We start from the raw sequence: 13,304 nt of genomic DNA, 5'->3' as shown, positions 1-13,304 counted from the left end.
CATATGCAGTATTTTGTCGGAGATCAGGAATATTTTAAGGGTATTGGGAAGATTGCGTTTGAGGGAAAAGGAAGCAAGAATCCCCTTGCATTCAAGTATTATGATGCCAAAAAGATGATTGGTGGAAAGACGATGGCCGAGCATCTTCGTTTCGCGACTGCCTATTGGCATAGCTTCTGTGCTGATGGTACGGACCCCTTTGGTAGTTCAACCATGGACTTCCCCTTCAGAAAGTCTGATCCCTATGCAAATGCAGTGGCCAAGGCCGATGCAGCATTCGAGTTCTTCACCAAGTTGGGGACTCCCTATTATTGTTTCCACGATGTGGATGCTTCCCCCGATAGTGAAGATGCAGTGGCATATGAGAAGACATTTCACAAGATTGCCGACGAATTGCTTGCGAGGCAGAAGGCAAGTGGTGTGAAATTGCTCTGGAATACCGCCAATGTGTTTACGCATCCCATCTATATGAATGGAGCAGCAACCAACCCAGACTTCAACGTGGTAGCCCGAGCAGCTGTACAGGTGAAGAACAGCCTGGACGTAAATGTGAAGCTCGGTGGGCAGAATTATGTCTTCTGGGGCGGTAGAGAAGGGTACATGAGTCTCTTGAATACTGATATGAAGCGAGAGCAGGACCATTTGGCACGATTCCTGACCATGGCAAGAGACTATGGGCGGAGTATTGGGTTCAAGGGAACCTTCTTGATCGAGCCCAAGCCGATGGAGCCGACCAAACATCAGTATGACTACGATGCTGCGACTACCATCGGGTTTATTAAGGAGTATGGTCTGGATAAGGATTTCAAGTGCAATATTGAAGCCAACCACGCTACCTTGGCCGGCCACACATTCGACCATGATCTGTTGGTTTCTGCAAACCATGGAATGCTCGGCAGTGTTGATGCAAACCAGGGTGATCCGATAAACGGATGGGATACTGATGAGTTCCCGACCGATGTGTATGCAACTACGATGGCTATGCTGGTTATCTTGAGGCATGGTGGATTGGGTAGTGGTGGCTTGAACTTCGATGCGAAGCGACGACGTAACTCAACAGACCTTGAAGACCTCTTTATAGCACATATCGGTGGTATGGACAGCTTTGCACTCGGCCTTGAAGTTGCACACAAGATCATCGATGAAGGACTGTTCGATACGTTCGTGAAGAATCGTTATGCCTCCTTCGATGCTGGGGATGGGAAGAAGTTTGAGGATGGTTCCATGGATCTTGCTTCTCTTGCCGCTATCGGTCGTACTGTTCAGATTGAGAAGCGCAGCGGAAAGCAGGAGTACCTGAACAACCTCATGAACTCCTACCTCTTTGGCTAAGCAACCAGGAGTGAGAGGATGGTAAAGCTGGCAATGCTTGCCAGGACTGAAAGTGAAGAGGTAAAGGAAGCAAGCTTATTCTGATCAGTAAGCTTCTCAAGAAACGCAACTGAACTGGTTGCGCTCGGGCTGAATACGACAAAGACAAGGGTTGTCTTGATAATCTGGTTGAAATCGGTATGTACGATAAAAAACCAAGCCATCAGGATGCCCAGTCCGTATCGGATAGAGAGCAATCCCAGTGAATACTTAATCCAACTCTTCTCAAAATGAATATCAAGCATAATCCCGATCATCAACATTGCGATGATCGGGTTTGCTTTTCCTATGGCCATCATCCACTCTTGGAGAAAGAGAGGCAACTTGATGTGGGCAAAGGAGAGTGTAATCATTACCAAATAGGTAATGAAGGGAACACTGGTGAAGAGTTTCTTTAGAATGTCGGTTCTCTCGGGTCGCTTTCCCTGTGCAACGGAACCCGCCAGGGAGTAGGTCAACCCTGTGGTCATCAGAGCATTGCCAAGGTCGAACAAGGATGCGGCAACCAACGCTTGGGCACCAAACAGTGACTGGATGAAGGGGAAAGAGAAGTTGCCTACGTTGTAAGTCGATCCACTCAAGAGTGCATATGCTTTGAGGGAATTGCTTTTCTTACACATAAAAAGGTAGGAAAGGGAAGCAAGCAAGATGTTTGCTCCAATTCCGTAACCGATCAACACCAACAGAGAGTAATCCATCGTGAATGTATTGAAGCTAGCCACGATAGCTGCCGGAAGGGTGATATTTAAACTGATCTTGGAGAGTGTGCTCCCTTCCTTCTCAGTAAACAGGCCGATCCGCTTCAGGATTTGGGCCAAGATTATGATGAAGAGAAAGAGAGCAACCTGTGTAAGGGCTTGCGTCATGGAGAGTATCCTACTGTCTCACGGTGTTTGACACAAGCAATACTAGAAAAGATCTTCCTGTAGGAAGGCGATTTGCTCCTCACTCAGGGTTAGGTCGCTGCCTGCGAGGGTCTCGGTGATTTGAGTAGGCTTGCTGGATCCTGCTATTGCAATGGTGGGGTTTTTCTGGCTGGTCAGGTAGGCCATGGCTATGGCTGAAGGAGAAGTGTGCAACTCCATGGAGAGTTGTTTCACCTTGGGTACGAGACGTAGGTTGGTATTGGTAAGGAACCGACGTTTTGCCGTATCGCTGAGCGATTCCGTCTTTCCTGCAATTACTTTGGAGAAGAGCCCCTTTGCCTGTGGGGAGAAACTCATAACCGGCATGGATTCCTTTTCATACCAGCGTCTCTGTTCTTCTGTCATACAGACCAAGGTGTCATCACCCCAGGTCTCTGGCGTGCAATGGGCAAGGCTCCACTGGATTTCACTGATTGCAAAAGTCGGTTTTCCCTGTTTGCTTGCCCATGTATTGGCCTGCTCAATCCGTTTAGTGGTCCAATTGGATGCTCCTAGGTGACGAACCAGATTTTTCTGTATGAGCTCTCCTGCCATGTCTATGATCTCATCAGCTGGTATCTGGGGGTTATCACGATGGAAGAACCAGATATCCAGATGGTCTGTCCGCAAGGAATCAAGGCTTTGGTTGATATCCAGATACATGTCAGCTCTGTTGATTCTGCTCCTATGCATGTCTTCCTTGTATGGATGACAGCCTTTAGAGGCAACGACCATCTTCTCACGATTCCCTGTTTCCTGCATCCACTTGCCGAGCACCAATTCACTGCTGGACAGTGTTCCTTCCTTGCCCTGCCCGTAGATGTGGGCAGTGTCGAGGAGGGTCCCTCCCCCATCTGCAAAAATGTCCAGTTGCTGCAATGCAATTGCTTCGCTGATTGACTCTCCGTAATGGTCGCACCCAAGGGCAATCTGTGAGAGCTTAAGATTGTAAAAGTCAATGTATTTCATCTAGATATCAATTCCCAGGAATCGCTTTACGAGGATTCCAATTACAAACGATATGGCAGCAACACTGAGGCTTATGAGTGCCATCTCAAAGAATCGTTTCCCAAAGGGAAGGTCTTTAGCTACTGACGTGTAATAGGTAAAAAACATGATAATGATAATGACAACCACCAGCATAATGCCCAAAGCAACTGCGTAGCTCTCGAGAAGCAGGTATGGCAAAACCATGAACGTCACGGTAAAGAGATAAGCTATGCCTGTGTACATGCTGCTCTTGACTGCATTCTTATCTCCACTGTTTTTTGCCGAGAGATATTCGCTGGATGCCATGGAAAGGGTAGCTGATATACCGGTTATCAAACCGGATAGAGCAATGAGGCGGGTGTTCTGCAGGGCAAAGGTCAAACCGGCCAATGTTCCAGAAAGCTCAACCAGAGCATCGCTTAAACCAAGAACCATGGAGCCGACGTATTGCAAGCGTTCTTCATCAAGCATTGCAAGTAGTTGTTGTTCATGTCTGTCCTCATCCTCACTAATCTGTTTTGCCTGTGGTACTTCAGTAATCAGGGAGCGATATGCCTTGGTGGCTTTATCCTCTCCTTTTTCCATTTTCTTCAGTACGAAAGTATATCCCAGGATGAGTGCCATAAGACTATAGAACCAGAACTTGATTCTATTGGTTTTGACTTCTTTCTCTGTCAGTTTCTGCCAGATTTTGGCATGCCCAAGTTCCTCCCCTGCTATACGACGTAATACACTGCTATTCTGCTCGTCTTTCACCCGTGATGCGAGAAAGCTGTAGATTTGGTGTTCAGTCAACTCGCCCTGCTGAAGATACAAGAGTACACGCATGGTTTTTTTGCTGTAGGCAGTAGTGTCGCTCATGTCTTTGCTCCTTGGCCGATAGTATAGCTATCTCAGAACGTTTTGAGAATAGCGTTGCTTGACCGCTTCAGGTTCTCTTTGTAGTATGAAATGAAATGGAGGATCCATGGATACTGAATATAAGGATTTGATTGAGGTTTTTAGTACGACTAATAACCCAGAGGATATGGCAAAATTGTTCGAGGAGATGCTTACCCCCAGTGAGCGGAAGGCAATCCTGCTTCGCTGGAATCTGATGAAGGACCTGTATCAGGGGCTTCCTCAGCGTGAGATTGCAGCTTCGTATGGAATCTCTCTGTGCAAGATCACAAGGGGATCGAAAATCCTAAAGCAAAAAGATTCCTATTGCAGGAAAATTCTCAGCGACCGGTACGATGATCACCTGCACATCTAAAACAATAAAAGGAGTTCCTCAAGTCCTCATGGTATGATATCATCAACATATTGTGTGAAGTGTGTTCGGCAAGTGTAATGCATTGCATTTCCTTCTCTTGAGTGAACCACTGAAAAGAAGAGGATGGGTATAAAGCAGACATGAAGAGTAGCAATCGGAAGTTATTGGCTATGAAGGTGGTTTTAGATAGCCTCATGATTTTGTTATCTTGGTTGCTGGCGGGTTACCTTAGATTCTATGTCATTCCTGGTGGTATGCCGAATGACTTTTTCATCTTCTTAAGAATTTCCATATTGGTATTGGCGTACACCCTGTTTTTTCTCAGCAAGAATGGACTCTACGAAGAAGATTTGGAACACTCTTGGAGAAAGGAGACAAGCAAGCTTATTTCTAGTAGTTTTGAAGGATTCCTGTTGCTTGTCATTACCCTTTATTTTGTTTTCCCTCAAAAGGTAAGTAGACTTTCTATTGCTCTGCACTTTTTCTTGCTGGTAGCATTCCTTGTAACAGAGCGCACTATTGTCTCTAGTTACATCAAATCCTGTTATCGCAAAGGGAAATATTCTCGCCGAATTCTGTTGGTTGGCTTTGGTGATAGTTTGCTGCAATATGAGAAGGCATTGCATAGCAGCCGTGTTTCAGGAATAAAACTGGTAGGGCAGTACGGCGGACAGGGGAGTCCAATCGGGGGAGTCAAGCAACTGAAAACTGCTAGCCTGCGTGAGGCTGTACAAGCGACGTTCCCAGATTTGGTCGTTATCAGCTACCCCCCTGAGGAGTATGGCCGCGAGAAAGCAATGGTGGCTGAGGGCTTGGATTTGTTGAATGAGAAAGTAATCATGTTGCCCCATCTTCCTGAGTCCCATATTGGGACCAACATTTCTGATTTCCGTTGGATTCCAATTCTTACGCTCAATGCTGCTGAAATCAATGTATTCGGTAGAATTGCCAAACGTGTATTCGATGTAGTTTCCTGCATGGTTGGAGTTATCCTGATCAGTCCAATCCTAGTCCTTATTGCATTGTTGGTAAAACTCTCTTCTCCTGGTCCTGTTATCTTCAAGCAACAGAGGGTGACGAAAGACGAAAAAATCTTTACGATGTACAAGTTCAGAAGTATGCGTAACGATATTCCTGAGGATACTGTGCGCTGGACCGAAGAGAATGACCCGAGGGTGACCAAAATTGGAAGGTTCCTTAGGAGAACCAGTTTGGATGAGTTGCCGCAGTTATTCAATGTCATTGGTGGTTCAATGAGCCTTGTTGGACCTCGGCCAGAGCGTCCGGCGTTGGTGGAGCGGTTCAACAAGGAAATTCCGGGATATAGAATGCGCCACCGGGTTAAATCCGGAATAACTGGTTGGGCCCAGGTCAATGGATGGCGTGGGAATACTTCTCTTGAGAGAAGGATAGAGTTTGACCTGTACTATATCAGAAACTGGAATATGGTTTTTGACTTCAAGATTATCTTGTTCACCTTCTTCAGGGGATTTGTCAACGAGAATGCATACTAGAAATACAAGGGAGTTTTTCATGGTAAAGAGAGTGGTGACGTTTTGTTTTGTTTGCTGCCTCAGCATTGGAGCCCTCTGGGCGAATGCTTCAGAAATTTATACAGCATTGCCCCAGTTGTCACAGGAGCAATACCAAGCGCTGGAATCAGGTGAAATGGTCAGTGCATATGCCCTTGGGGGAGAAGTTCTTACCCAATACTTTGTGAAGGGAAGTGAGGCGTACAAACGTGCTCTCCAGGCACGATCAATTGAAGATGGTTTTTCAGTTGCTGCAGTGAGTTATATCCCCTATGGGGATACCCTCAAGGCAATGAGCAAGGCTGATCGTCAGTTGGCAATTTTCAACAGCCTTAGGGCCATATCTACCCAGGAGGGGTTGACCTACATTTCATGGCGAGCAGGTAATAAGCCGAAGTTGCTCATCGAAAAATCCTCCTACATGGGAGATAGCAAGAACCTTAATAATTTGATTCCAGACCCAGTGGCAACCGTATTTCCCTATTCTGCACAGAGCTATGTCTATCAGCGTGATACTTCCTTTGGTGGAAACCGTTACCTGCATACATATACCAATAGTGATGATGAGATCTTCGTAGAGATTAAGAACCTCAATACAATTCGAGTTCTGGGAATTTTTACTGCATTGAAGAAGGACCAGCTTACAATGAACATGGGAACCTACCAACTTGATGATGGGTTGTTGCTTGTTGCCTTGACCAGTATTGATGGAAGGGATCCCGTAGTTTCTATTTTTGGATTGGAAGTTGATCTTCCTTCTGCATTCAAGAGGCGTATCGTCGCATTACAAAACTGGTTCAAAGATCAACTTGCCTCGCTAGAGAACCAATAAGTAGGTATATATGAAACGTGTGTTTGTATTGATGAGCTTGATGGTGATACTCACCATGGGCTCCGTTTTTCCTGCCCAGCATACTGCGGTGCCAGTCGGCCATCGTGCTTATCAGATTCTTGAAGTTGCCCAAGTCCGTGGTTTGATCGAGAATCAGACTGCAGTGAAGCCCTTCAGTGCAAGCAAGGTTCTCTCCTTGCTTGGCCAGATAGCAGAGCAACCAGATGCCTTGAGCAAGGCAGAAATTGATGAATTGGATTCCCTAATTGCTGAGCTACAGGCTTCCTATGGAACGTCAGACTCGTATGCTGATACGTTGTTATCCACAGGATATATTCGTACTTTTGATGAAGAGAAAGGGTTGGGAGCCGCATTTGGTATTACCCTTGCTTCTCAGCAAACAGTAAGTCTTGCAACCAAGGAGTATGATTCCAGGAATTCAGTGGTTGCCTTCATGAAAGGAGATATTGGTAGGTATGTCTCATTCAATATGGACTTCGGCTTTTTGCTTGATACGTTGAACAACCGGGTATTCCTCCCTTCTGAGTTTACCATCCCAGGGGAAGGATTCTACATGGAATTGACTGAAGGAGGTAGTACACCAGGATCAATTCCCTTTAAAGAATTCTATAGCGGACTAACCCTTTCCCCTGAGTTGGCCATCTCCCTTTTTGATGGAGAGATGTTGCTACGTTGGGGATCGATCAAGAGGGACTGGGGCCCAGGCTTGAACAACCTTATGCTCAGTGGAAGTGCAAGGAGTTTTGACGGTATTGATATCAGTGTGAACTTGACCCACTGGCTACGCTATTCAGTGATCAACGGTTCCTTAGGCAAGTTCTCCCTTCACGATATCGATGGACAGCCATTCCTTTCTGACTACTATGATGGTGGCTCGAAGGAAGACAAGGTAAACTATACCTACAACAACAACTTCAGTGCCCACCGGGTGGAGTTGGATGCTACTGAGAACCTGACACTCTCAATTTTTGAATCGACCATCTGGCAGAAACGATTTGAGATAAGCTATCTCAACCCATTTGCCATCTACATGTTCCAACAGAACAGCCTCGGGGATATTGATGATGTATTTGCAGGACTCGACTTCTCTTACACCCTTCCTTCCAAGGCACGTCTCTATGGTGCCATGGCAGTGAATGAGATGAATGTTGTAGGGGATCCAATTACCATGCTCAAGGCTCCAAGGAATATGTTCGCATTCCAGGCAGGGCTTGTTGTACCACTCCCCATTGGCAACTTCTCCTCCATGACCCTCCAGTGGACGTATATAGGCCCGTTTGTCTACACCCACTACCCAATGAGGGAGTTTACCGGTGCGATAGACCCAGGGCTTCTGGATGCTACTGAAACAGAAATAACTATCATTTCTGATCAGGGTAGGGAGTTTACGTATACGCAAGAAAGTGATGGGGATCCTCTTAAGATTACTTTCACACAAAAAGGGAGTAGTGAGGAAGAAATTGATGTATCAAGTGGAACCACCTGGTACTCCGAGGATGGAAGAACCATGATTAAGAAGAGTGGTGAACAGTACCTCATCTACGAAACCTATGCAGAGACCTTCTACGTGAACAAGGGAGAGAACCTCGGCTATCCGCTGAATCCAAACTCCCAGGAAATTCTTCTGCAGTTTGACTTGGGCTTCCCCAAAGGTTGGACCGCCCAGTTACAGGGCAAATACCAGGCTCGAAGTGGTCAGTATGGGTATGATATGTATCAATATATGTATTACACAGAGGATCACTTGTATCCAGAGAAGGATTTCTGGGGCAATGTATTCAACCATAAGCTTTCACTGAAAGCTACCGGAACCAAAAAGTTTGAAGGTACTCCGATCAGCATAACAGCTTCCTACCAGTTCCTCTCAGAGTGGGATCGTCCTATCACCAATGAGGAAGATGTGTCCTTTGACGGCCGCTCCACTGAATTCGGCCCCTGGTCTGATGCTGAGTTAGACCACATTGTGCAGGTTGGAGTGAGAATTTTCTTCTAACTGTTTTTGCAACCCGGGGATTTGTCATAAGATATTCCCGGGTTTAATACTTATCTGCTAGGATTATTGCTATACCTATGTTTTCCCTGTTACTTTCTTGTCTGAGTTCTGTTTACTAAGTGTTGACACTGACTGAAAAAGCAACTAATCTTGTCAATAAGCATAAGTTTATCAAGGAAATTGAGGTGGTATGAATATATTGAGGAAACAGGTACTCCTACTATGCCTTTTTTTATTGCTTTTTATCGGGGTCCTTTCCGCTGATTCCGATGCATTGCTGACTTCTGAAGATATTTCTGGTTATGCGATAGCATCATATGAGTTTAAGATTTCTGGTAAGACGACACAGTTTGCCTTGCGCAATGCCATCATTCCTCCTAACGGGGACCCCGTATGGGAAACAGAAGATGCATTTCTGAAAGCCCTGAATGCCAAGCGACAGACACTCATCAACAAACAGCTCTTCCTAAGTGTTGAATATGAATACTCCTTTACCTCTTTTTCTGATGGCATTGCCTACTATACTGTCACCTTTTTCATCGAAGATTCAAACACCTTTATCGTTTTGCCCTATCCAAAGTTTGATAATGACAAGACTGGATTCCTTTTTGGAATAAAAGCAAAGGACACGAACCTACTTGGAACCTTTGGTTTGCTCAATCTTACCGTTTACACATCACAGAATGATGGTACTCTGGAAAGCTGGGATAACCGCAAGGATCATCTGGAATTTGACATAACCGGTGTAGCAGTTGGGGGAACAAATCTAAGTCTCAATTTTTTGTATGAACGTGAGAAAACACGCAAGCCTGAAGGTAAGATCGAGTATGACATCGGTTGGACAGGCATCCGTCTCATGGAAACGAAGCTTGCTTTCTCTTTTGATGGTGTTATCGACCCCAATGCTGCTCAGCAGTTCAACTATGATATCTCCTGGACTGGCTTGAAACTGTTTGGTACAAAGCTGAACCTGAAGACTTGGGCGGAGTATGATCCTTCCTCTAGATTTGAGCAGATGAATCCAGACATCCATGGATTCAGTTGGGCTTACGGTCCATTCAAACAGAATGAGGGACGCTATACCCTGAATAACTTATTCGAGTGGAATACCGGGCTCACCAATGTGAAGACGGAAACCAATCTTATTCAACACGATCTGAAGCTTTTTACCAGACCTCTTTCCTTCAAGATAACGCTTCTCACGAACAAGAAGGTTGCGCTTGATTACTTGAATGATGCAACCCTCTCAACAACACTCGGAACAAACTTCAAACTTCCCTTTATCGGCTGGAGGTGGGCTACCTCGTTCTCTCCAGGAGTGGAGTATCTATATGGTAGAGAGTCTTTGGCCCAGTACTTGGAGTACACCAATACACTCAGCAACGGAGGCCGGATAAACTTCCTGTCCAGCAAGGATAAATTCAGGGAAGGATTTATCTTCAACTTCAAGCATGTGTATCGTGATTACCAGGGTGAAGACTTCGAGTATAAGAGTTATTGGTATGTTGAGAGCAATATCACATGGTTCCCCTTCGTTATATGGAGATTCAATCCGCACCTCCAGTTCAATGGATTCTATTCTGGATTAAATCCAAAAAAGTATTATTTCCTGCCCTCTGAGGACAAGAATGTCTCCGAGTACTATAGGGGATATCTCTCTCGTTCAACCGCAATTACCTTTGAAAATGGGACGATTCCCTACGGTGGCGTGCTCAATTTGAACCTCATGATGGAGTTCATTGATTTTGGATTCGCCAAATCCTATGCGAACCCTTTCCTTGATATAGGCATATTTGGAAATCCTGACGCCGAGGAAGGCTATTCTCTCCTTGCAACCGCAGGTATGGAAGGGTGGGGTGTCCTTGATCGATTCCCCAGTCACCCGATGCGTATCGCCCTCGGCTTCAATCTCTTTGATGTTATGGATGCAGTGAAAGGAACAATTGATCCCCTTGACGTGGAATGGGAATTATCAGTGAGTTTTGAGCTCTTCTTCTGATAAACCATCATTATATGAAACAAAATGCCCAACACTCCGAATATGTTGGGCTTTCTTTTGCCTTGAGAGGAGTTATCGTAGTGTCAGCAACATATCACCTTCCTTGATCCATCCTTTCTTCCTCATAATCATACTAAAAAGGAGCGTGATTATTGCTGGAAGCAGGAAGTGCATCAAGAGTACCACTGGCCATGCATCTAGGCCCATTACAGCAATTGCATTGAACTGGCCGACCAAGCCGCTGGTGCCCATGCCTGCTCCTGCACTGTTGTTCTCCATCTTGAAGACTACGGTACTGATGGGCCCAAGGATTGCAGAGGTAAGGGTAGGAGGAATCCAGATGAGGGGATTCTTCCAGATGTTCGGGATCTGGATCATACTGGTTCCAAGCCCTTGGCTGAGCAAGCCCCCGAGTTTGTTCTCCTTGTAAGAGCTCACGGCAAAGCCAATCATCTGACAACTACAGCCAACGACAGCAGCTCCTGCTGCCAGCCCATCGAGACCTAGGCTGATGCAGATGGCGGCACTGCTGATCGGAAGGGTAAGTACCATTCCTACTACTGTAGATACTAAGATACCCATCGGCAGTGGATAGAGCATGGTTAGTGAGTTGATGAATGCTCCGATATAATGCATCAAGGCAGCAATGGGAGGAGCAATGAAATATCCTACCAGTGATCCAATCAGGATGGTGGCAAGAGGAACGATGAGGATATCGACTCCAGTCTTACCAGCGACCTTTTTTGCACTTTCTGCTGCTGCCAGCCCTGCCAGCATTGCACCCACCGGTTCCCCTAGTGCCAGGGTAACGCCATCTGCAAAGATGAAGGTTCCAGCCCCAATAGCACCTGCGACAGCGCTTCCCAGAACACCCAAAGGGGTTGCGCCAACAGCTATGGCAACCCCCGTTCCTATCGCCGGTCCCGTCAGGTATTGGGCGACCATGCCGATGTGTTCGAGTAGGAGGATTGAACTGTAATGCCCAATTTGTTTGATGATAAGGCCGATGATGAGTGAGGCAAAGAGACCTTGAGCCATACCGCTCAAAACACGGGTGATATAGCCACCCACCTGCCTCCCCTCTGAAGAAACGGTTCCTTCAGTCATAGAGAGCTCCTAGATATTGGATTTGGTGGATGACTTAGCACGTGCACAAACCTTGGCTTTACACGTGGCCTCCGTTAAAAAGACTATACTATATGAGGGAAAGCAATGTAAAGCGTGTGCACCGCTGATAGGTGGAGGGAGATATCATATTCTTTACGGGGTGTTGACACCAATTTTTCTGAGAAATGTCTCCGTATCCTCGATGATCATTCGTACAAAAGCATCACTATCGAAGGTGGTTGGGAGGTTTTCAAATGCTTCCGCCATTACTTGGCGTACTTGGTTGTCCTCACTGTAAGCTTTCAGGATATCTACCTGTTTGTGGATGGAATTCTCAACCCAGCCAACCTTATACCGTTCAAAGAACTGAGTGGTGGGTTTTGCGGTATAGAGCAAATTGGAGATAAGAAAGGGACGCTTGAGATAAAGAGACTCCATCAAGGCATTTGCCCCTGCCTTTCCTGCCTGTACATCGCACGCACTGATGTAGTCCTGGATATTGTCGACAAAGCCAGGAGTATAGATAGGAAAGGAGGGATATTTTTCACGGAAATGCTTGTAGTGTAGTTTTGTGCTACTGCTGAGTGTTCCGACGGTGATGATCTGCCAATCAAGGTTGCGTCGCTGTACTTCTTCCAGGAAATCTGTTGTTCCGATACCTTCGCCCCCAAGGTTGAGCAAAACAGTAAAGCGGTCTTGTAATCCCAGTTTCTTTCTTGCTTGTTGTTGTTCCGGGATTTCGGTGTGCATCATCTGGGTCTTCAAGGGAAAAGGGCATATTGAAATTGTTTCTTCCTGTTGGCCAAATTGCATTGCGAGTTCTTTGCCCAACTGGGTACAGATGTAAAACCTGTCCAAGTCAGAATTGATCCCCAGCCTTGGGGTAAATACCACATCAGTCGCATATTCGAAGACTGGTACTGGTAATCCTAGTTCAGCAACGATTGGCTGGATGAGGCAACCTGCAAGGAAGTGGGCTACAACGATGCAATCAGGAGTATTGGTATCGTACCACGCTTTGAAGTCCTTTACAGCATGGCTATGGGTACCGAGAAAACGGAACAGCCTAGCATTGAACCGGGAGTCCTGCTTGGGGTCAATGAATGCCTCTAGTCGTGGATAATGCAACATCAAACGCCAATTGGATTTACTCATCCGATTGATGATAGGTGCCTTGAGCGTTTCAAATACATTAGCAACAACGGTGGTATGGTCTAGCCGGAGTGCAGCATCACTCAAAGCTTTTGCAGGGGTAATGTGACCTTTTCCTGCATCTACATATAAAAATGCTATGTGCAT

Annotated in this window: 11 protein-coding genes; 6 read left to right on the top strand and 5 right to left on the bottom strand. The window is 46.0% G+C overall.

The features are described 5' to 3' along the window. The first annotated feature begins 3 nt into the window (after positions 1 to 3). Complete coding sequence (gene xylA / locus DYP60_RS07665) at positions 4 to 1,332, top strand: xylose isomerase (RefSeq protein ID WP_117330423.1); 1,329 nt, start codon at positions 4 to 6, stop codon at positions 1,330 to 1,332. Here the strand turns inward: xylA and DYP60_RS07660 are convergent. The 3 genes from DYP60_RS07660 to DYP60_RS07650 are packed head-to-tail and all read right to left on the bottom strand — an operon-like array spanning position 1,329 to position 4,127. Further along, on the bottom strand, positions 1,329 to 2,237 hold the full coding sequence (locus DYP60_RS07660) for an AEC family transporter (RefSeq protein WP_117330422.1): 909 nt from the start codon (positions 2,235 to 2,237) through the stop codon (positions 1,329 to 1,331). The genes xylA and DYP60_RS07660 overlap by 4 nt on opposite strands. A 42-nt stretch (positions 2,238 to 2,279) precedes the next feature. After that, complete coding sequence (locus DYP60_RS07655; protein ID WP_117330421.1) at positions 2,280 to 3,245, bottom strand: aldo/keto reductase; 966 nt, start codon at positions 3,243 to 3,245, stop codon at positions 2,280 to 2,282. After that, positions 3,246 to 4,127: a VIT1/CCC1 transporter family protein gene (locus DYP60_RS07650; protein ID WP_117330420.1), complete on the bottom strand. Its 882-nt coding sequence runs from the start codon at positions 4,125 to 4,127 to the stop codon at positions 3,246 to 3,248. A 106-nt stretch (positions 4,128 to 4,233) separates the two neighbouring features. Between DYP60_RS07650 and DYP60_RS07645 the strand changes: the two genes are divergently transcribed. The 5 genes from DYP60_RS07645 (at position 4,234) to DYP60_RS07625 (ending at position 10,898) form a co-directional block, all read left to right on the top strand. Next, entirely contained in the window at positions 4,234 to 4,521 is a 288-nt protein-coding gene (locus DYP60_RS07645; RefSeq protein ID WP_117330419.1) for a Trp family transcriptional regulator, read from the top strand. 140 nt (positions 4,522 to 4,661) lie between these two features. Beyond that, positions 4,662 to 6,035, top strand: a complete 1,374-nt coding sequence (locus DYP60_RS07640) for an undecaprenyl-phosphate glucose phosphotransferase (protein WP_117330418.1) — start codon at positions 4,662 to 4,664, stop codon at positions 6,033 to 6,035. 19 nt (positions 6,036 to 6,054) lie between these two features. Further along, positions 6,055 to 6,885 (top strand): DUF6675 family protein, encoded by an 831-nt coding sequence (locus tag DYP60_RS07635; RefSeq protein WP_237446274.1) that lies wholly within the window; start codon positions 6,055 to 6,057, stop codon positions 6,883 to 6,885. Between the two features lie 10 nt (positions 6,886 to 6,895). Continuing rightward, entirely contained in the window at positions 6,896 to 8,899 is a 2,004-nt protein-coding gene (locus tag DYP60_RS07630) for a hypothetical protein (protein WP_117330416.1), read from the top strand. 190 nt (positions 8,900 to 9,089) lie between these two features. Then, positions 9,090 to 10,898 carry a hypothetical protein gene (locus DYP60_RS07625; RefSeq protein WP_117330415.1) on the top strand — a complete coding sequence of 603 codons (1,809 nt, stop codon included), beginning with the start codon at positions 9,090 to 9,092 and terminating at the stop codon, positions 10,896 to 10,898. Between the two features lie 72 nt (positions 10,899 to 10,970). On the opposite strand, the gene DYP60_RS07620 is transcribed toward DYP60_RS07625, so the two are convergent. Together DYP60_RS07620 and DYP60_RS07615 are read right to left on the bottom strand one after the other, a co-directional pair. Next, the gene (locus tag DYP60_RS07620; RefSeq protein WP_117330414.1) at positions 10,971 to 12,005 is read right to left on the bottom strand and encodes a PTS sugar transporter subunit IIC; all 1,035 of its coding nucleotides are present in this window, start codon (positions 12,003 to 12,005) and stop codon (positions 10,971 to 10,973) included. A gap of 153 nt (positions 12,006 to 12,158) precedes the next feature. Further along, complete coding sequence (locus DYP60_RS07615) at positions 12,159 to 13,304, bottom strand: glycosyltransferase family protein (RefSeq protein ID WP_117330413.1); 1,146 nt, start codon at positions 13,302 to 13,304, stop codon at positions 12,159 to 12,161.

It is taken from the genome of Sphaerochaeta halotolerans (genome assembly GCF_003429665.1).
GTDB lineage: Bacteria > Spirochaetota > Spirochaetia > Sphaerochaetales > Sphaerochaetaceae > Sphaerochaeta > Sphaerochaeta halotolerans.
Note: the sequence above shows the minus strand (reverse complement) of the source record. Positions and strands in the feature narration are given on the sequence as shown.